Origin of the sequence: Peptoniphilus mikwangii (assembly GCF_000468535.1) — a bacterium.
Classification (GTDB): domain Bacteria; phylum Bacillota; class Clostridia; order Tissierellales; family Peptoniphilaceae; genus Anaerosphaera; species Anaerosphaera mikwangii.
Genome location: NZ_AUQY01000004.1, coordinates 1 through 18,545, shown reverse-complemented (window position 1 = coordinate 18,545; position 18,545 = coordinate 1). Strand labels below are relative to the sequence as shown.

Annotated in this window: 18 protein-coding genes, 9 tRNA genes, 3 rRNA genes and 1 other RNA gene; 30 read left to right on the top strand and 1 reads right to left on the bottom strand. The window is 36.6% G+C overall.

Going from position 1 to position 18,545, the window contains the following annotated elements; genetic code table 11:
* Position 1: 1 nt before the first annotated feature.
* From rplO to rplQ, 10 genes are read left to right on the top strand one after another with little or no spacing between them, the layout of a single operon-like run.
* Positions 2 to 451, top strand: coding sequence for a 50S ribosomal protein L15 (gene rplO / locus M915_RS04815; RefSeq protein ID WP_009221338.1), 450 nt, complete (start codon positions 2 to 4; stop codon positions 449 to 451).
* A complete protein-coding gene (gene secY, locus M915_RS04810) occupies positions 451 to 1,731 on the top strand; it encodes a preprotein translocase subunit SecY (RefSeq protein WP_036730079.1) in 1,281 nt (426 codons plus the stop codon). The genes rplO and secY overlap by 1 nt, the downstream gene beginning before the upstream one ends.
* A gap of 11 nt (positions 1,732 to 1,742) precedes the next feature.
* Positions 1,743 to 2,387 (top strand): adenylate kinase, encoded by a 645-nt coding sequence (locus tag M915_RS04805; RefSeq protein WP_009221336.1) that lies wholly within the window; start codon positions 1,743 to 1,745, stop codon positions 2,385 to 2,387.
* Between the two features lie 2 nt (positions 2,388 to 2,389).
* Entirely contained in the window at positions 2,390 to 2,644 is a 255-nt protein-coding gene (locus M915_RS04800) for a KOW domain-containing protein (protein ID WP_009221335.1), read from the top strand.
* A 20-nt stretch (positions 2,645 to 2,664) separates the two neighbouring features.
* The gene (gene infA, locus M915_RS04795; protein WP_036730075.1) at positions 2,665 to 2,883 is read left to right on the top strand and encodes a translation initiation factor IF-1; all 219 of its coding nucleotides are present in this window, start codon (positions 2,665 to 2,667) and stop codon (positions 2,881 to 2,883) included.
* Positions 2,884 to 2,912: 29 nt separating this feature from the next.
* Positions 2,913 to 3,026 carry a 50S ribosomal protein L36 gene (gene rpmJ / locus M915_RS04790; protein ID WP_009221333.1) on the top strand — a complete coding sequence of 38 codons (114 nt, stop codon included), beginning with the start codon at positions 2,913 to 2,915 and terminating at the stop codon, positions 3,024 to 3,026.
* Positions 3,027 to 3,040: 14 nt separating this feature from the next.
* Entirely contained in the window at positions 3,041 to 3,403 is a 363-nt protein-coding gene (gene rpsM / locus M915_RS04785) for a 30S ribosomal protein S13 (RefSeq protein ID WP_009221332.1), read from the top strand.
* A gap of 13 nt (positions 3,404 to 3,416) precedes the next feature.
* Positions 3,417 to 3,812 carry a 30S ribosomal protein S11 gene (gene rpsK, locus M915_RS04780; RefSeq protein WP_009221331.1) on the top strand — a complete coding sequence of 132 codons (396 nt, stop codon included), beginning with the start codon at positions 3,417 to 3,419 and terminating at the stop codon, positions 3,810 to 3,812.
* Positions 3,813 to 3,853: 41 nt separating this feature from the next.
* Positions 3,854 to 4,801 carry a DNA-directed RNA polymerase subunit alpha gene (locus M915_RS04775; protein ID WP_009221330.1) on the top strand — a complete coding sequence of 316 codons (948 nt, stop codon included), beginning with the start codon at positions 3,854 to 3,856 and terminating at the stop codon, positions 4,799 to 4,801.
* A 13-nt stretch (positions 4,802 to 4,814) separates the two neighbouring features.
* Complete coding sequence (gene rplQ, locus M915_RS04770; RefSeq protein WP_009221329.1) at positions 4,815 to 5,156, top strand: 50S ribosomal protein L17; 342 nt, start codon at positions 4,815 to 4,817, stop codon at positions 5,154 to 5,156.
* A gap of 48 nt (positions 5,157 to 5,204) precedes the next feature.
* On the opposite strand, the gene M915_RS04765 is transcribed toward rplQ, so the two are convergent.
* On the bottom strand, positions 5,205 to 6,008 hold the full coding sequence (locus tag M915_RS04765; RefSeq protein WP_036730071.1) for an NAD(+)/NADH kinase: 804 nt from the start codon (positions 6,006 to 6,008) through the stop codon (positions 5,205 to 5,207).
* Positions 6,009 to 6,077: 69 nt separating this feature from the next.
* Here M915_RS04765 and M915_RS04760 point away from each other — a divergent pair, with 69 nt between their 5' ends.
* From M915_RS04760 to M915_RS04670, 20 genes are all read left to right on the top strand, one after another.
* Positions 6,078 to 6,956: an RluA family pseudouridine synthase gene (locus M915_RS04760; protein WP_036730068.1), complete on the top strand. Its 879-nt coding sequence runs from the start codon at positions 6,078 to 6,080 to the stop codon at positions 6,954 to 6,956.
* Positions 6,957 to 7,005: 49 nt separating this feature from the next.
* Positions 7,006 to 8,541 carry a tyrosine-protein phosphatase gene (locus tag M915_RS04755; RefSeq protein WP_051259799.1) on the top strand — a complete coding sequence of 512 codons (1,536 nt, stop codon included), beginning with the start codon at positions 7,006 to 7,008 and terminating at the stop codon, positions 8,539 to 8,541.
* Positions 8,542 to 8,590: 49 nt separating this feature from the next.
* Positions 8,591 to 8,771, top strand: a non-coding RNA gene (ssrS, locus tag M915_RS07420) — 6S RNA.
* A gap of 266 nt (positions 8,772 to 9,037) precedes the next feature.
* On the top strand, positions 9,038 to 9,520 hold the full coding sequence (locus tag M915_RS04750) for a YtxH domain-containing protein (RefSeq protein ID WP_009221325.1): 483 nt from the start codon (positions 9,038 to 9,040) through the stop codon (positions 9,518 to 9,520).
* Positions 9,521 to 9,535: 15 nt separating this feature from the next.
* Complete coding sequence (locus tag M915_RS04745; protein ID WP_009221324.1) at positions 9,536 to 10,030, top strand: hypothetical protein; 495 nt, start codon at positions 9,536 to 9,538, stop codon at positions 10,028 to 10,030.
* Between the two features lie 107 nt (positions 10,031 to 10,137).
* On the top strand, positions 10,138 to 11,031 hold the full coding sequence (locus M915_RS04740) for a diacylglycerol/lipid kinase family protein (protein WP_036730064.1): 894 nt from the start codon (positions 10,138 to 10,140) through the stop codon (positions 11,029 to 11,031).
* 14 nt (positions 11,032 to 11,045) lie between these two features.
* A complete protein-coding gene (locus M915_RS04735; RefSeq protein ID WP_036730061.1) occupies positions 11,046 to 12,059 on the top strand; it encodes a LacI family DNA-binding transcriptional regulator in 1,014 nt (337 codons plus the stop codon).
* Entirely contained in the window at positions 12,056 to 12,592 is a 537-nt protein-coding gene (locus M915_RS04730) for a response regulator transcription factor (RefSeq protein ID WP_036730058.1), read from the top strand. Before M915_RS04735 ends, M915_RS04730 begins: the two co-directional genes overlap by 4 nt.
* Positions 12,593 to 12,804: 212 nt before the next feature.
* Positions 12,805 to 14,333, top strand: a 16S ribosomal RNA gene (locus tag M915_RS04725).
* Between the two features lie 155 nt (positions 14,334 to 14,488).
* Positions 14,489 to 14,565: transfer RNA gene (locus M915_RS04720), tRNA-Ile, on the top strand.
* 134 nt (positions 14,566 to 14,699) lie between these two features.
* A 23S ribosomal RNA gene (locus M915_RS04715) occupies positions 14,700 to 17,559 on the top strand.
* Between the two features lie 30 nt (positions 17,560 to 17,589).
* Positions 17,590 to 17,705: ribosomal RNA gene (gene rrf / locus M915_RS04710) — 5S ribosomal RNA — on the top strand.
* The 16S, 23S and 5S rRNA genes sit together here with 9 tRNA genes alongside, the layout of an rRNA operon.
* Before the next feature lie 39 nt (positions 17,706 to 17,744).
* Positions 17,745 to 17,819: transfer RNA gene (locus M915_RS04705), tRNA-Asn, on the top strand.
* Positions 17,820 to 17,824: 5 nt separating this feature from the next.
* Positions 17,825 to 17,913 (top strand) — tRNA-Leu (locus M915_RS04700).
* A 24-nt stretch (positions 17,914 to 17,937) separates the two neighbouring features.
* Positions 17,938 to 18,014, top strand: a tRNA-Met gene (locus tag M915_RS04695).
* 77 nt (positions 18,015 to 18,091) lie between these two features.
* A tRNA-Met gene (locus tag M915_RS04690) sits at positions 18,092 to 18,168 on the top strand.
* Positions 18,169 to 18,177: 9 nt separating this feature from the next.
* A tRNA-Glu gene (locus M915_RS04685) sits at positions 18,178 to 18,252 on the top strand.
* 8 nt (positions 18,253 to 18,260) lie between these two features.
* Positions 18,261 to 18,336 (top strand) — tRNA-Val (locus M915_RS04680).
* A 26-nt stretch (positions 18,337 to 18,362) separates the two neighbouring features.
* A tRNA-Asp gene (locus M915_RS04675) sits at positions 18,363 to 18,439 on the top strand.
* A gap of 20 nt (positions 18,440 to 18,459) precedes the next feature.
* Positions 18,460 to 18,535: transfer RNA gene (locus M915_RS04670), tRNA-Thr, on the top strand.
* Positions 18,536 to 18,545: the final 10 nt, after the last annotated feature.

Genomic DNA, 18,545 nt, shown 5'->3' with positions numbered 1-18,545 from the left:
CTTGAAATTACATGACTTAAGACCGGCAGAAGGCGGAGGAGTAAAGGCTAAGAAAAGACTTGGTAGAGGTATCGGTTCAGGTACAGGAAAAACTTCAGGAAAAGGTCATAAAGGACAAAATGCTCGTAGTGGCGGTGGAGTAAGACCTGGATTTGAAGGAGGTCAAATGCCTTTATTTAGAAGACTTCCAAAGAGAGGTTTCACAAATGTATTCGCAAAGGAATATGCTGAAATTAATATTTCTGCGTTAAATGTTTTTGAAAATGGAACAGAAGTAACACCTGAAACGTTAATAAGCAGAGGAATAATTAAAAGTGCAAAGGCTAAAGATGGCGTTAGAATCCTTGGAAATGGAGAGTTAAATGTAAAGTTGACAGTAAAGGCTCAACATTTTTCTAAGACTGCGGCAGAAAAGATTGAAGCTGCTGGAGGAAAGGCAGAGGTGATCTAATGATTTCCACATTTAAAAATGCATGGAAAATACCACAATTACGTAAGAAGATGTTGTTTACACTTCTAATGTTATTGATATATAGATTAGGTTCACATATAACAGTACCTTATATGAATGCACAAGAGGTTCAAAAGCTTTTTAGCGGAGCAAATCAAAGTGTATTTTCATTGCTTGACTTGATGGCAGGGGGAAATTTTAGAAACTATACAATATTTGCTGCAAATATATATCCATATATTACAGCGTCAATTGTTCTTCAACTTTTGACAATAGCAATACCTTCACTTGAAGCACTTGCTAAAGAAGGGGAAACAGGTAGAAAGAAAATTGCAAAATATACAAGATATCTTGCAATAGCAATGACATTTGTACAAGCTATAGGATATTCTTTCGGTTTTTTCAGACAAGCAGTTTTAGCTGACAACTTTTTTGAAAAAACAGTAGTTGTATTATCAATTGTAGCGGGTACTGCACTTTTAATCTGGATAGGAGAACAAATTACAGAGCATGGAATAGGAAACGGTATTTCGTTATTGATTTTTGCCGGTATAGTTAGTAGATTCCCTACAGATATAATAAAATCAGTTATGATGGTAAAAGCTGGACTTGCAAGTCCTATAGCTTTAGTGATATTTTTAATACTTGCCATTTTAATAGTTGTGTTTGTAGTTGTTTTTAACGAAGGGGAAAGAAGAATTCCTGTTCAATATGCAAAAAGAGTGGTTGGAAGAAAAATGTATGGCGGACAATCTACTCATATACCTGTAAAAGTATTAATGAGTGGAGTTATGCCGATAATATTTGCCAATTCATTGGTAGCAATTCCTGCAACAATAGCACTTTTTGTAAAGAGTGAACCGACAAGAAAAGCTATTATGAAATATTTCACAACTGAAGGAACGGTCGGAGCTGTACTATATATATTATTTACCGTATTATTAATAGTATTCTTCACATATTTCTATACTTCAATTCAATTTAATACAGTGGAATATTCTAAGAGTTTACAAACAAATGGAGGTTTTATACCGGGTATAAGACCGGGAAAACCTACAAGTGATTATCTTCAAAGAACAGTAAATAGATTGATACTTCCGGGAGCGATAGCACTTTCAATACTTGCTGTACTTCCAATAGTATTAACTAAACTATCCAGTTTACAATTTAACTATGGTGGAACAAGTATGATAATAGTTGTAGGAGTAGTGCTTGAAACTACAAGAGTATTAGAACAACAATTATTAATGAGACACTACAAAGGATTCTTGAAAAAATAGGAGGTAATTAAATGAAATTAGTTATTTTAGGGCCTCCAGGAGCAGGTAAAGGTACTCAAGCGGATTTTATTATAAAAAAATACAACATACCTCATATTTCAACTGGAGATATTTTTAGAGAGAATATAAAAAATGGAACTGAATTGGGTAAAAAAGCTAAATCATATATGGATAAAGGATTGCTTGTACCGGATGAAGTAGTAATAGAAATAGTACAAGACAGAATTTGTAAAGATGATTGCAAAGACGGCTTTTTACTTGACGGTTTTCCAAGAACGGTAGCTCAAGCAGTTAGTCTTGATGCGGAACTTGATAAGCTTGGAACAAAACTTGATAGAGTTGTAAACATAGATGTAGATACAAACATCTTAGTTGACAGAGCAGTTGGTAGAAGAGTATGTAAAACATGTGGTGCTACTTACCATATAGAGTACAATCCTCCTAAAATTGAGGGAATATGCGACAAAGACCAAACTCCTTTAATTCAAAGAGATGACGATGTTAAAGAAACAGTAGAAACAAGAATTAAAGTATACTTTGATCAAACATCACCTCTGATAGATTACTATCATGCACAAGGACTTCTATTAAATATTGATGGAACAAAAGATATTAAAGAAGTATTTGAAAGTATAGTAGAAGGCTTAGAAAAGTAAGTATGGACAAAACTTTTTTTATAGAAGTTGGACAGGTAGTAAAATCAAAATCAGGCAGAGATGCAGGATTAATATTTTTAGTTTATGAAATTCTGGATGACAGCTATGTATATATAGTTAACGGCTCGAATAGAAAGCTTAATAATCCTAAGAAGAAAAAGATTAAGCACTTAATTAAGTACAATGGAAAAGTTGATTTACAAGTAGAAAATTTTAACGATAGCTATATAAGAAAAGCATTAAAGAATTATAACTAAAGAAAAGGAGGAGCCTTTTAATGGGCAAAGAAGATGTAATTGAAGTTGAGGGAACAGTAGTAGATGCACTTCCCAATACTAATTTTAAAGTTAAACTTGAAAATGGGCATATAATACTTGCTCACATTTCGGGAAAGCTTAGAATGAATTATATAAGAATACTTCCAGGGGATAAGGTAACAGTTGAACTATCACCTTATGATTTGTCTAGAGGCAGAATAACTTGGAGAAAGAAATAGATAATCCTATAAAATTAGGAGGGATATAAATGAAAGTTAGACCATCTGTTAAGAAGATGTGTGAAAAATGTAAGATTATAAAAAGAAATGGTAGAATAATGGTAATTTGCGAAAACCCAAAGCATAAGCAAAGACAAGGATAAGAGGAGGCTTATTAATGGCAAGAATTGCTGGTATTGACTTACCCAGAGAAAAACGCGTTGAAATTGGTCTTACTTATATATATGGAATCGGCAGAAAAAGATCTCAAGAGATTTTAACTAATGCTGATGTAAACTTTGATACAAGAGTAAAGGACTTAACTGAATCTGAACTTGCTCGTATAAGAGATGAAATAGATAAGTACCATGTAGAAGGAGATCTTCGTCGTGATATAGCAATGAACATTAAGAGATTAAAAGAAATCAATTGCTATAGAGGAATGAGACACAAAAAAGGACTTCCTGTAAGAGGTCAAAAGACAAAGACTAATGCAAGAACAAGAAAAGGTCCTAAGAAATTAGTATCTAAGAAGAAGTAAAGGGGGGAATAACATGGCTAAAAAACAAAAAGTAACACGCGTTAGAAGAAGAGAGCGTAAAAACATTGAAAAAGGACAAGCGCATATAGCTTCAACTTTTAATAATACAATGGTAACTCTAACAGATATGAGCGGAAATGTTATTTCCTGGGCAAGTGCTGGACAACTTGGATTTAGAGGTTCAAGAAAGTCAACACCATTTGCTGCACAAGAAGCTGCAGAATCTGCAGCAAGTAAGGCAAAAGAACATGGTCTTAAATCAGTAGAAGTATTTGTAAAAGGACCTGGTTCAGGAAGAGAAGCTGCAATAAGATCGCTTCAAGCATCAGGTCTTGAAGTTACAATGATAAAAGATGAAACACCAATTCCACATAATGGATGTAGACCACCTAAGCGTAGGAGAGTTTGATTAATTACACTCCTAATAACCCATGATAAGGAGGGTAACCCATGATAGAAATAGAAAAGCCAAGCATTGAGAAGTTAGAGTTGGATGAATCCGGCGTATATGGGAAATTTGTAGTTGAACCCCTTGAAAGTGGATATGGCATTACAATAGGAAACTCTCTTAGAAGAGTACTTCTTTCCTCTCTTCCGGGTGCAGCAATTTCATTTATAAACATCAGGGGAGTAGAGCATGAATTTGCTACTATTCCCGGTGTGTTAGAAGATGTTCCGCAAATTATTCTAAATATTAAAGGAATTGTCTTAAAGACAAATGAGGATGAGCCGGTAAAAGTTATAATTGAAAAAAAAGGCGAAGGAGAAATACTAGCCTCTGACATCCAAACAGGTGGAGATGTAGAGATTATAAACTTGGATCATCACATTGCAACATTAAATGAAGATGCGGATGTTTATATTGAACTTACTATAGAAAGAGGACGTGGTTATGAACCTTCTGAATTAAAGAAGGATGAAATTACTGAAATCGGAGTAATTCCAATTGATTCTAATTATACACCGATAAAAAAAGTAAATTGGAAAGTAGAAAATACAAGAGTTGGAAACAGAACCGACTATGATAGACTTATACTTGAAGTAACAACAGACGGTTCAATGAAAGCTGATGAAGCAACATCTCTTGCAGCAAAAATACTTACAGAACACTTGAATTTGTTTATAGGACTTACAGAACATGTAAATAATGTAAACATTATGGTCGAAAAAGAAGAAGATCAAAAGGAAAAAGTATTAGAGATGACGGTAGAAGAACTCGACCTTTCAGTTAGAAGCTTTAACTGTTTGAAACGTGCAAACATAAATACAGTAGAAGAGCTTACTCAAAAATCTGAAGACGATATGATGAAAGTTAGAAATCTTGGAAAGAAATCATTGGAAGAAGTTGAAAATAAATTAGCTGAATTAGGCTTAGGTTTAAGAAGAGAAGACGAATAAAGGAGGGTTTAAAATGGCAAAGTTAAGAAAGCTTGGTCGCCCAACTGCTCATAGAAAGGCTATGCTTAGAAACCTTGTAACATCATTGTTAAGAGAAGAAAAGATTGTAACAACAGTGACACGTGCTAAGGAAACAAAGAGAATGGCAGAAAAAATGATCACTTTAGGCAAGCGTGGAGATCTTCATGCAAGAAGACAAGCATTATCATATATTTACGACGAAGATGTTGTAACAAAATTATTTGCTGAAATTGCGCCAAAATATGCAGAAAGAAACGGCGGATATACAAGAATATTAAAATTGGGTAATCGTCGAGGCGATGGAGCGGAAGAAGCAAGAATTGAATTAGTATAATAAAAAAGAGAATCCTTTAAGGATTCTCTTTTTTATGTTTATATTAATTTATAAGAATTTAGTCTTTAAATTATCCCAATAAGTGTCTTCTGAAAATACAAGTCTTTTTATGCTTTTATTTGACAGTCTTAAATTTATTTTCTTTAAATTTGAGAAAAAATATTCGTTTCCGTCAATTAATATAAGGTTTGAATTCATATATCTTTTTTCGGGAACCAAAGAAACTACAAATGAACCGGGAACTATAATTGAGCTTGATAATGCTCTGTATGCATTGCTGTTTGCAGGAGCAATAGGAGTTACTTGAAGTATATCAAGGCTTGGGTGTATTATTGAGCCCTTGCATGAGTAATTGTAAGCGGTTGAGCCGTATGGGGACGCTACAAGCATTCCGTCTCCGGAAAATTTTTCTACATGATTTCTGTTTATGAATACATTTATGTGAATCATTTTAGAATGTTGAGCTTTTAGAACTATTTCATTTAAAGCGGTCAATATATAATTTTTATTTTTTGTAAATACCTCAGCACCTATCAGTTTAAGTTCTTCTATTGAGTAATTTTTATTTATATAAGAATCTACAAATTCATTTATATTTTCGGGACTGACTTCTTGATAGAATCCTAAATGACCTGTGTTTATTCCGACAAATGGGATTTGAGAAAAATTATTTTTATGAGCAGCTTTCAAAAAAGCTCCGTCACCGCCTACACAAATTGTAAGTTCTGCATTTTCATTAAAGAATGTAGTTGGGAAAAATCCTCGTTCTTTTAATATATCTGTCAATATAGATGATGTTTTTCTTGATTCGAAATTTGAATTTGAAATTATGTTAATTATTTTTTCTTTCACTTTATCCTCCAATTGTCACTTTACTAAGTATATAATATAATAAATTTAAAAATAAGAAAAGAGGATATGATGAATTACTTTAATTCTTATGAAGGTTTAAGTTTTAAAATTTTAGACGGTAATATAAAAATAAGAGATTTTTTAGTACAAAATGGGTTATCTTCAAGATTTATAAGAAGATCCATTGAAGAAGAGAATATATATCTTAATGGAAAGAAAATATATAGAAATGAATTGCTCAGAGAAAATGATGAGTTGTTTGTAAAATTTTCAGATGAATCATTAAATGCAAAAGTACAGCATGGAAAGTTGGATATAATTTATGAAGATGATGACATTATTGTCGTAAATAAACCGCCCTATATGGTAACTCACACTGCAAAGGATGATGTTGAAAATACACTTTTAAATTTTGTTGCGGGATATTTTGAAGATAATAAAATCAGAAGGAAAGTTAGAATTGTAAATAGACTTGACAGAGATACATCGGGAATAGTAGTTGTTGCAAAAAATTCTTTTTCTCACAGCAGTATTCAAGAACAATTTGGAGACAGTGTTAAAAAGGAATATGTTGCAATAGTAGACGGTATTATAAAAAATGACAGTGGAATTATAGAGGAACCGATAGATATTGCAAAGGATGGAATAAGACGAATTGTAAGTCCGGATGGGAAATATAGTAAGACATCCTATGAAGTAATAAAGAGAAATGATTTTTTTACACTTGTAAAACTTAGGTTATATACAGGGAGAACTCATCAAATAAGAGTTCATATGAGTCATATGGGAACTCCGATTTTAGGAGATCCACTCTATGGAAGTACATCTAATTTAATACTAAGACAGGCTTTGCATTGTTATGAGATGGAAATAATACACCCGAGAACTAAAAAGCTTTTAAAATTTATCGCACCTGTTCCTAAGGATATGGAAAATATAGTAAGTTAGTATACAAAAATAATACTTTTTATGCTATACTGCATACAGGAGGTATTTTATGAAAAATTTTAAGAGAAAATTAGGATTAGCAGCATTATCGGGAGTTATGATGCTTTCAATTGTAAAGCCTGCATATGCGGTATGGTATGATGATGCAATTAATTTCATCAAGGGGGAAAAAATTGAACTTAGTGATGAAATTACAAAGGTAGAAGCTGTAGAAAAGCTTTATAAAGTGTTGAACTTAGATGTAAAAGACGAACTTAAGGATAAAGCAAATGATGCTATATCAAGGGAAGAACTTGCAGGATATATAGTAAAGGCTCTTGTAGAAAAAAATATTATATTGAATGATGATGATGAAATTATAAAAAATATATCTGATTATAGTACTATTGCCGATTCTTACAAAAAAGATTTTGCAAAATTATATAATTTAAATATTTTAGTTGGAGATGGTGTTAAGTTAGCACCTAAAGAAAATTTAACTAAAAATCAATTTGCACAAGTATTAAAGAATATTAGTGAATTGAAATATTTGGAGGGCAAGGTTACTGAAATTGCAAAATATGGAAATTTGACAATTTCGGTTAAACAAGATGATGTTAAAAATGCTAAAATTGAGGCAGGGGATATTTTAACGATTGTTGCGGGAGATAAACAGATTACGGCTCCTTTTGGAGATACTTATTCAAACGTGGATAATAAAAAAGAAATAGTAATACCTGAAAAGAACGGAAATATAATTGTTGCAATTAATATGGGTAATTTTGCCAAAACTTATGGAATCAAGATTGATGATACAGTAAAACTCATGTTACAAGGTAAAAAATTATATTTAGAAGAGTACAAAATCAGAAGTATAGATAAAAATAGGACAAATAATAGAGATGATTATGCATCAGATGAAGTTTTTGCAAATTTTAGAGAAGTTAAAACAGGATTAATAGCACCGGGAGTTTTATATAGAACATCATCACCTATTAATCCGGGATTAAAGAGGGCATCATTTGCAGATACATTAATAAAAAAAGCAAATGTAAAAACAGTTTTAAATTTTGCGGACTCAGAAGATGAGATTAAAAAGTATATTGCGGATAAAGAATTTAACTCACCATATTACAAAGGGTTATTTGAAAGCGGAAAAGTAATAGCACTTAATATGGGAGTTGATTTTATGGCGGATGAATTCGGCACTAAATTAAAAGACGGTTTAGAATTTTTTGCCAAGGGAGAAGCTCCTTATGCAATTCATTGTACAGAGGGAAAAGACAGAGCAGGTTTTGTTTCAATATTGCTTGAAATGTTAGGCGGAGCAACAGTAGAAGAAATAAAAGAAGATTATATGATATCATATATGAATTTCTTCCATGTAGAAAAAGGTTCTGACCAATATAAGAAAATTGCTGAGTCAAATGTTTTAAAAACACTTATGACAATAACAAAAACGACAAATATGGAAGAGCTTAACAAGGCTGACTTAAAATCTTGCGCAGAAAATTATTTAAGAGAAAAAATAAAGCTTGAAGATGTGACAATAAAGGCAATAGAAGGTATTTTAACAACTGGTAAAGAAGTTAAAAAGGCGGCATAAAACTTTGCCTGAATCTTGAAAAAATTCATAGATTAAGTTATAATTTTAATATACTCTACGATGTACGACAGATTTTCATTTAATTCAACCGACAAAAAAGATCCGGGAAACTTTCTATTACAGAATATAACAAGCCATCTTGGTGTGGAAGTTAGAAAATGGGATGAGGTTACCCACCTACTTATGGGGGCGGGTCTGAATTAATGGAACAACGGCATTGTGGAGTTTTTTGTAACTAAAATTAAAAGACAGTAGGAATTAAAAAGACCGGGGGTAACAGAACCGGTCTTTTTTTAGTTTAGTATAATTTATAATTTTTCAGCCAATTCTAAAATATATTATTAAATAATACCTTTTAATTTTACTTAGCTTATAGTATTATACAACTATAAGAACTATAAAAAATTAGAAAAACATCGTTATATTTTCAATATTGATTGAAAAGCTTAATATAGGGTATTAAAGATATAACGATAATTGATTAAGGAGAGATATTATGGGATTATTTGATTATTTAGAAAAAAGAAAAAGAGAAGCTGCAAGAAAAAGAAAAGTAGAAGATGCGGGAAAGATTGTTGCCGGAGCATCACTTGGAGCATTTATGGGAATTTTATTTGCTCCTAAATCAGGAAAAGAAACAAGAGAAGATATTAAAAATAAGGCTCAAGATGTTGCTGAAAGTGCTATAAGTGCAACTAAAGATGCTTCAGAAAGTATTCAGTTTAAAGCGTATCAAGCAAGCGAACAAGTGAAAAAAACTTATGCCGATTTAAAAGAAAAGGCAGCGGATGTAAAAGTAGACCTTGAGGGAAGTATTGAGGTTGCCAAGGCAAAAGCTAAAGCAATCGGAGAAGTTGTTCGTGAAAATGCGTCAGATATAAAAGAAGAAATAAAAGAAACTAAAGAAACAATAGATAAATCTGTAGAAGATGTCAAAGAAAAAATTGAAGAAACTTCAGATGAATCTAAAGAAGACTAATTTAGGAGGAAATTAATGCAAGCTACAATTACTCTTCATGATTTGCTGAAGATCATCCTATATTTAGCGGGGACAGGAGTTCTCATATACCTTGCTCTTGTACTTAAAAACCTACTTGAGATTTTAAAAAGGGTAAATGAAACTATTGAGGAAAATCAAAATATAATAGATGACACTATAAAAAAAGTTCCTGCATTAACTGATAATGCGGTTGAAATCACAAATAATTTAGGGACTATCAGTTCGGAAACATCTGAAATTATGGTTTCTGCAAAGCCTGAGATTGAAAAATTAATATCTTCGGTTGGAAGCATAACAAATACAGTTAGTGATATTTCAAGGAGCGTAGATACTACTGCGCTTAAGCTTACAAACACAGTATCGAATGTATCTGATACAATTTCGGATACTGCAAAGACAATTTCTGTTAATGCCAATAATGTAATAGACTATTTCTATATTTTAAAAGAAATAGTAGAGTCATTAAAAGAGGTTTTTCTAAGCAAGTAAAATAAGGCGGAATTCTGTAAAAAAATACGGGATTTCGCCTTATTTTTACTTTAATTTTACTATATTTTAAGATTGTAATCTTGTATAATATATCTACGGAGGAAGACATGGAAAAAATAAAAATTATAGTAAATCCGAAGTCGGGGAGAGAACAATCTATTGCAAAATTAAGCGCTCTTATAGGTTTAATAAGCAAAGACGGATATAAGATAGACTTGAGATTTACAACAAAAAGAGGAGATGCCTTGCGCTTTGCCAGTGAGGATGAGGGTGAAGACTTAATAATTTCCGTAGGCGGAGATGGGACTTTAAATGAAGTTGTAAATGGAATGTATTTTGCAAATAGAAAAACTCCGCTTGCAGTACTACAGTGCGGAACTGTAAATGATTTTGCTACAGTTTTGAATATACCATCAAATATTAAAGATTTTTATAATATGATAAAAATTGGAAAAGTTATGCCGGTAGATCTTGGAATGGCTGGAGACAGAGTGTTTGTAAATGTAGCAGCAGGAGGATTTTTAACAGATATAGCATATCAGGTGTCGGAAGATAAAAAAACTATACTTGGAAGAATGGCATATTATTTAGAGGGAATTAAAGAAGTATCAAAAATTGGAATAATAAATGATATAGAATTTAAAAAAATTAAATTTGAAAGCCAAGAATACAAACGAGAAGAAGAAACACTTATGTTCATAATAGCAAACTCCGGACATATAGGAGGATTTAAAAATTTGGCTCCGGATGCTGAAGTATATGACGGATACTTGGATGTTTTGATAATAAAAGCAATAAATATTACTGATTTGCCGACTCTTTTAACATCAATATTAAGCGGTTCTCATGTTAGTCATGAAAAAGTCGAGTATTTGAAAACTAAGGAAATAAAGATAAGTACAAAAGAAAAAATTGTAATAGATGTAGACGGAGAAAAAGCGGGCAAATTACCGATGACATTTAGAGTATTGGAAAAAGCATTAAATCTGGTTGTAAATTAGAAGGAGTGATAAAAATGGCATCAACTATTAAAGATGTGGCCAAGATGGCAGATGTATCTATCTCAACTGTATCAAGAGTAATAAATGATTCTAAACCAGTCAGTCCGGAAGCAAAAAGAAGAGTTCTTCATGCAATAGAAGTATTAGATTATAGACCAAATGAAGTTGCAAGAAGCTTAGTTACAAAAAAATCTAATATAATAGGAGTAATAGTAGATGATATAGGAAGTGCATATGCAAGTAAGGTTCTGAGAGGCGTTGAAGAAGTAGGAAGAATGTATAATTATGATATTTTATTATCAAGTTCTTATGGAGACCCTGAGATAGAACTTAAATTTGCAAAACTTTTTGCGCAAAAGCAGGTTGAGGGAATAATATTAATATCTGCAGTACTAAATCAAAAACTTATGTATAAACTTGAGGAGTCAAGAATACCATATATAAATATAAACAGATTTTATGATATAGAAGAAAATCTTACTGTTAGGATAGACTATGAAAAAGCAAGCTATGATATGACAAAATATTTAATTGAACAAGGACATGAACATATAGCTGCAGTAGTGATACAAAAAGATATAGACAGAACAGAAGAAAAATATAAACTAAATGGATATAAAAAAGCAATGAAAGAAGAAAAGTTGCATGATAATATCGTTTATACAATGGGAATAAAAGAAAATGACATTGAAGAAATTTTTGAAAAAATAGATGAAACTATAAATTCGGGAATAACTGCATTATTTTGTTCACAAGATGAAATTGCAATACACATAATAAATCATTTAGTAGATAAGGGATTAAAAGTACCGCAAGATGTTTCTGTAACCGGATTCGGGGGAACAGATTTAATGGATATATACAGACCTCGTCTTACTACTGCAAAAATATCATATTATGATATAGGGGCAGTAGCAATAAGAAGAATTTTAAAGAGAATAGAGAATAAAGAAGTGATAGATGAAGAAAGGATATCACTTCCGGTGCAAATTCTAAAAAGAAATAGCGTTAAAAGTTTAAAAAAATGATAACGATATATCTCAGTATAAAAGAAGAAATATTTAGAATTGGAATAGAAAGAGCATTAGAAGAAAAATATAACATAAAATATTACAGCTCTAAAGAAAACACTGATAAAAGCAGTGTGATAATAAGTGATGAGGAAATTAAAAGAGAAAAAACTATAACAATATTTGAAAATAAAAATATTGCTGCATACTCTAAAAGTGAAAATAAATTGCTTAAAAATGTATCTGTGAAAGAATTGCAAAAATCAGTTGAAGAAATTTTAAAAGGTAACACTTATGTACAATATGAGATTGAAGAATTAAGTGAACAGCTTAAAAATTTTGAAAAACAGTATGCCGATCTGACAATTAAAGATAGGGAAATAATAAGAGAAATTTTAAGCGGACATACAAACAAGCAAATTGCTAAGGGCATGTATTTAAGTGAAAAAACGATAAAAAATAACATCACTGAATTATACAAAAAATTAGAAATAAATAACAGAACAGAATTAATTAAAAAATGTAAAATTTGTATTGACATAGAAAAATAGAAATGATAAACTAATGAAGTCGACGAAGTAAGTTGACAAAAAGCCTGAAAAAAGTTCTTGACAAAAGAACAAAAGGCGTTATATAATATTAAAGCTACTTTAAGAGTGGCAAACCTTGATAATTAAATAGTGTAAGAGAAAGAAACACAAGCAAAGCAAAAAGCTTAGCGGAAAAAGTCAGTGAAAGAAACTGAAAGCTAAGGATACAAATTTCAATTGAGAGTTTGATCCTGGCTCAGGACGAACGCTGGCGGCGCGCCTAACACATGCAAGTCGAGCGATGAAAAGGATTTGGAGTTCTTCGGGACAAAGAAACCTTGGATTAGCGGCGGACGGGTGAGTAACACGTGAGTAACCTGCCTTTGACATGGGGATAGCCTCGGGAAACCGTGATTAATACCCAATAACATTTCCAAGTCGCATGACATGGAAATCAAAGCGTTTAGCGGTCAAAGATGGACTCGCGTCTGATTAATTAGTTGGTGAGGTAACGGCTCACCAAGATAGCGATCAGTAGCCGGCCTGAGAGGGTGAACGGCCACATTGGAACTGAGAGACGGTCCAAACTCCTACGGGAGGCAGCAGTGGGGAATATTGCACAATGGGGGGAACCCTGATGCAGCGACGCCGCGTGAGCGAAGAAGGTTTTCGAATCGTAAAGCTCTGTCCTATGGGAAGATAATGACGGTACCATAGGAGGAAGCCCCGGCTAACTACGTGCCAGCAGCCGCGGTAATACGTAGGGGGCTAGCGTTGTCCGGAATCACTGGGCGTAAAGGGTTCGCAGGCGGAAAAGCAAGTCAGGTGTGAAAGGCGAGGGCTTAACCCTCGTAAGCATTTGAAACTGTTTTTCTTGAGATGTGGAGAGGTAAGTGGAATTCCTAGTGTAGCGGTGAAATGCGTAGATATTAGGAGGAATACCGGTGGCGAAGGCGACTTACTGGACACAAACTGACGCTGAGGAACGAAAGCGTGGGGAGCAAACAGGATTAGATACCCTGGTAGTCCACGCTGTAAACGATGAGTGCTAGGTGTCGGGAGTAATCTCGGTGCCGCAGTAAACACAATAAGCACTCCGCCTGGGGAGTACGTACGCAAGTATGAAACTCAAAGGAATTGACGGGGACCCGCACAAGCAGCGGAGCATGTGGTTTAATTCGAAGCAACGCGAAGAACCTTACCAGGGCTTGACATATAGTGGACATATTTAGAGATAAATACTTTTCTTCGGAAACCGCTATACAGGTGGTGCATGGTTGTCGTCAGCTCGTGTCGTGAGATGTTGGGTTAAGTCCCGCAACGAGCGCAACCCTTACCTTTAGTTRCCAGCATGTAAAGATGGGAACTCTAAAGGGACTGCCGATGATAAATCGGAGGAAGGTGGGGATGACGTCAAATCATCATGCCCTATATGCCCTGGGCTACACACGTGCTACAATGGTCGGAACAAAGGGTAGCAAACTTGTGAAAGTAAGCAAATCTCAAAAAGCCGATCTCAGTTCGGATTGTTCTCTGCAACTCGAGAACATGAAGTCGGAGTTGCTAGTAATCGCAGATCAGAATGCTGCGGTGAATGCGTTCCCGGGTCTTGTACACACCGCCCGTCACACCATGGGAGTTGGCAATACCCGAAGCCTGTGAGCTAACCTTAGGGGAGCAGCAGTCGAAGGTAGGGTTAATGACTGGGGTGAAGTCGTAACAAGGTAGCCGTATCGGAAGGTGCGGCTGGATCACCTCCTTTCTAAGGAGATTAACTGTTGGACTGTAAAAGGAAAGGCAGTAATCAAAAGTGAAGGACACACAACAAACCAAAGAGAGCTTGGTTCTAAGCTCTTACACTATTAATTATATATAAAAAAATCCAATTCAAAACTATATAGTTTTGAATTAATTTATGGACTTGTAGCTCAGGTGGTTAGAGCGCACGCCTGATAAGCGTGAGGTCGGAGGTTCGAGTCCTCCCAGGTCCACCAGTAATGATGAAAATCATTAAAAGAACCATGAAAACTACAAATCTAGAAGAAAGTCAAAACTTAAATTTCAGAAGAAATAAAGAAAAGACAAGAACACTGGAAAAGAAGTTAAATTTAGAAATAAATATAACAAAGGTCAAGTAAAAAAGAGCATTAGGTGAATGCCTAGGCACCAAGAGGCGAAGAAGGACGTGACAAGCTGCGAAAAGCTGTGGTAAGGAGCAAATATCCATCGACCCACAGATATCCGAATGGGGAAACCCACCTTAAAAAGGTATCTTTAAGCGAATAAATAACTTAAAGAAGCGAACCGGGTGAACTGAAACATCTAAGTAACCCGAGGAAAAGAAAGAAAACTCGATATCCCAAGTAGCGGCGAGCGAACAGGATAGAGCCCAACCGTGCATAAAGTATAAATAGCCAGTAGAATCATTTGGGAAGATGAACCAAAGAAGGTAACAGTCCTGTAAACGAAGGCGAAGAAATACCGGCACAAAAGAGTACCACGAGACACGAGAAACCTTGTGGGAAAATGGGGGGACCACCCCCCAAGGCTAAATACTACTTGGTGACCGATAGCGAACAAGTACCGTGAGGGAAAGGTGAAAAGAACCCCGGGAGGGGAGTGAAATAGAAACTGAAACCTAATGTTTACAAGCAGCGAAACTGGCAAAAGCCAGGATCGTGTACTTTTTGTAGAACGGGCCAGCGAGTTATGATATCTAGCAAGGTTAAAGTATAAAGTACCGGAGCCGTAGAGAAATCGAGTCTTAATAGGGCGAAAGTTAGATGTCATAGACCCGAAACCGTGTGATCTATCCATGGGCAGAGTGAAGTTGAAGTAAAATTCAATGGAGGCTCGAACCGGGTAGCGTTTAAAAGCTATCGGATGACCTGTGGATAGGGGTGAAAAGCCAAACGAACACGGAGATAGCTGGTTCTCCTCGAAATAGCTTTAGGGCTAGCCTTTAGTGATCAATGATGAGGGGGTAGAGCACTGAATCGTAGAGGGGTCTGTAAGATTACTAATACGTATCAAACTCCGAATACCAAATCAAGCACTAAGGAGTCAGACAATGTGGGATGAGCTTCATTGTCGAAAGGGAAACAGCCCAGACCACCAGCTAAGGTCCCAAAATAATAGTTAAGTGGGAAAGGATGTGGAGTTACTCAGACAACCAGGATGTTGGCTTAGAAGCAGCCATACATTCAAAGAGTGCGTAATAGCTCACTGGTCAAGTGACTCTGCGCCGAAGATAACCGGGGCTAAACTATATACCGAAGCTGTGGACTACGAAAGTAGTGGTAGAGGAGCAATGTGTAAGAGACGAAGCATAAGGCGTAAGCCGATGTGGATTTTACAGAAGAGAGAATGCTGGCATGAGTAGCGAAAGGTGAGTGAGAATCTCACCCGTCGAAAACCTAAGGATTCCTGAGGAAGGCTCGTCCACTCAGGGTAAGTCGGGACCTAAGGCGAGGCTGAAAAGCGTAGTCGATGGACAACAGGTGGAAATTCCTGTACCGATATGAAGCGTAAGAAAGTAAGTGGGGACGCAGGAGGATAGTAGCAGCGCCCAGTTGGTGAGGCGTGCAAGCACAAAGGTGGGAATAGAGGCAAATCCCTATTCTAAGAACACTAAAGTGTGATGCGGATCGAAAAACAAGTAGAGAAGGATATGACTCCACACTGCCAAGAAAAGCCACTATCAAGTAACATATCGCCCGTACCGCAAACCGACACAGGTAGGAGAGGAGAGAATCCTAAGACGAGCGGAAGAACCTTTGTTAAGGAACTCGGCAAAATGACCCCGTAAGTTAGCGAGAAGGGGAGCCCCTGTAAAAGGGGGCCGCAGTAAAAAGGCCCAAGCGACTGTTTACCAAAAACATAAGTTTCTGCAAAGTCGAAAGACGAAGTATAGGAGCTGACACCTGCCCGGTGCTGGAAGGTTAAGGGAAAATGTTAGGAGCAATTCGAAGCATAGAACTGAAGCCCCAGTAAACGGCGGCCGTAACTATAACGGTCCTAAGGTAGCGAAATTCCTTGTCGGGTAAGTTCCGACCCGCACGAAAGGTGTAACGATTTGGGCACTGTCTCAACAAAGGATCCGGTGAAATTGTAGTAGCGGTAAAGATGCCGCTTACCCACGACAGGACGGAAAGACCCCGTGGAGCTTTACTGTAGGCTGACATTGGATTTTGAGTTTAAATGTACAGGATAGGTGGGAGACAAAGAAGCTAGTACGCCAGTATTAGTGGAGTCAACCTTGGGATACCACTCTTTTAAGCTTAGAATTCTAACCTAACCCCTTGAATCAGGGGAAGGGACACTGTCAGTCGGGCAGTTTGACTGGGGCGGTCGCCTCCCAAAAAGTAACGGAGGCGTTCAAAGGTTCCCTCAGCACGGACGGAAATCGTGCGAAGAGTGCAAAGGCAGAAGGGAGCTTAACTGCGAGACCAACAAGTCGAGCAGATAGGAAACTAGGACTTAGTGATCCGGTGGTACCGAGTGGAAGGGCCATCGCTCAACGGATAAAAGCTACCCCGGGGATAACAGGCTTATCTCCCCCAAGAGTCCACATCGACGGGGAGGTTTGGCACCTCGATGTCGGCTCGTCTCATCCTGGGGCTGAAGTAGGTCCCAAGGGTTGGGCTGTTCGCCCATTAAAGAGGCACGCGAGCTGGGTTCAGAACGTCGTGAGACAGTTCGGTCCCTATCCGTCGTGGGCGTAGGAAATTTGAGAGGAGCTGTCCTTAGTACGAGAGGACCGGGATGGACTAACCTCTGGTGAATCAGTTGCACTGCCAAGTGCACGGCTGAGTAGCTAAGTTAGGAAGGGATAAGAGCTGAAGGCATCTAAGCACGAAGCCCCCCTCGAGATGAGATTTCCCCTGAAAAGATAAGACCCCTTGAAGAAAACGAGGTAGATAGGCTCAAGGTGTAAGAGCAGCAATGTTTTAAGCTAAAGAGTACTAATAGGTCGAAGACTTGACCAAGAAAGAAGAAAGATTTGTAGTTAAATGGTATCCGGTAACGAAAGTAAGAGGGAAACACCTGTAACCATACCGAACACAGAAGTTAAGGCTCAATACGCCGATGGTACTTGGCTGGCGACGGCCCGGGAGAGTAGGTATTGCCGGATTGTAAAAACAAAAGAAGTCGCTAAATAAGCGACAAATGATCTTAGGTAGCTCAATGGTGGAGCAACCGGCTGTTAACCGGTAGGTTGTGGGTTCGAGTCCCACCCTGAGAGCCAGAAATGCCGGGGTGGCGGAACTGGCAGACGCACAGGACTTAAAATCCTGCGGTGGTAAAACACCGTACCGGTTCGATTCCGGTCCTCGGCACCAAAAAAAGGTGTAAAAAAAGAATGGCGCGGGATGGAGCAGTCCGGTAGCTCGTCGGGCTCATAACCCGAAGGTCGTAGGTTCAAATCCTGCTCCCGCTACCAAAAAAATGTATTGACATAATAATATTATTATGTTATACTAACAGAGTTCTGTGAGCGTAGCTCCAATCTAAATATGTGGCGGCGTAGCTCAGTTGGCTAGAGCATGCGGTTCATACCCGCAGTGTCAGCAGTTCAAATCTGTTCGCCGCTACCAAAAAAATCAGGCCCTGTGGTCAAGCGGTTAAGACACCACCCTTTCACGGTGGTATCCCGGGTTCGATTCCCGGCAGGGTCACCAAAATAAATGGGCGCATAGCTCAGTTGGGAGAGCATCTGCCTTACAAGCAGGGGGTCATAGGTTCGAGCCCTATTGTGCCCACCATTTAAATAAAGAGAGAGTTCTAACGAGGCCTGGTAGTTCAGTTGGTTAGAATGCCAGCCTGTCACGCTGGAGGTCGTCGGTTCGAGCCCGATCCAGGTCGCCAAAGAAAAAGGGAAAAGAAGTGCTGGTGTAGCTCAATTGGTAGAGCAACTGACTTGTAATCAGTAGGTTGGGGGTTCAAGTCCTCTCACCAGCTCCAAGAGAAATCA

Coding starts and splice junctions, on each gene's coding strand:
- secY (WP_036730079.1), top strand. CDS start 451: ATGATTTCCACATTTAAAAATGCATGGAAAATACCACAATTACGTAAG.
- M915_RS04805 (WP_009221336.1), top strand. CDS start 1,743: ATGAAATTAGTTATTTTAGGGCCTCCAGGAGCAGGTAAAGGTACTCAA.
- M915_RS04800 (WP_009221335.1), top strand. CDS start 2,390: ATGGACAAAACTTTTTTTATAGAAGTTGGACAGGTAGTAAAATCAAAA.
- infA (WP_036730075.1), top strand. CDS start 2,665: ATGGGCAAAGAAGATGTAATTGAAGTTGAGGGAACAGTAGTAGATGCA.
- rpmJ (WP_009221333.1), top strand. CDS start 2,913: ATGAAAGTTAGACCATCTGTTAAGAAGATGTGTGAAAAATGTAAGATT.
- rpsM (WP_009221332.1), top strand. CDS start 3,041: ATGGCAAGAATTGCTGGTATTGACTTACCCAGAGAAAAACGCGTTGAA.
- rpsK (WP_009221331.1), top strand. CDS start 3,417: ATGGCTAAAAAACAAAAAGTAACACGCGTTAGAAGAAGAGAGCGTAAA.
- M915_RS04775 (WP_009221330.1), top strand. CDS start 3,854: ATGATAGAAATAGAAAAGCCAAGCATTGAGAAGTTAGAGTTGGATGAA.
- rplQ (WP_009221329.1), top strand. CDS start 4,815: ATGGCAAAGTTAAGAAAGCTTGGTCGCCCAACTGCTCATAGAAAGGCT.
- M915_RS04760 (WP_036730068.1), top strand. CDS start 6,078: ATGAATTACTTTAATTCTTATGAAGGTTTAAGTTTTAAAATTTTAGAC.
- M915_RS04755 (WP_051259799.1), top strand. CDS start 7,006: ATGAAAAATTTTAAGAGAAAATTAGGATTAGCAGCATTATCGGGAGTT.
- M915_RS04750 (WP_009221325.1), top strand. CDS start 9,038: ATGGGATTATTTGATTATTTAGAAAAAAGAAAAAGAGAAGCTGCAAGA.
- M915_RS04745 (WP_009221324.1), top strand. CDS start 9,536: ATGCAAGCTACAATTACTCTTCATGATTTGCTGAAGATCATCCTATAT.
- M915_RS04740 (WP_036730064.1), top strand. CDS start 10,138: ATGGAAAAAATAAAAATTATAGTAAATCCGAAGTCGGGGAGAGAACAA.
- M915_RS04735 (WP_036730061.1), top strand. CDS start 11,046: ATGGCATCAACTATTAAAGATGTGGCCAAGATGGCAGATGTATCTATC.
- M915_RS04730 (WP_036730058.1), top strand. CDS start 12,056: ATGATAACGATATATCTCAGTATAAAAGAAGAAATATTTAGAATTGGA.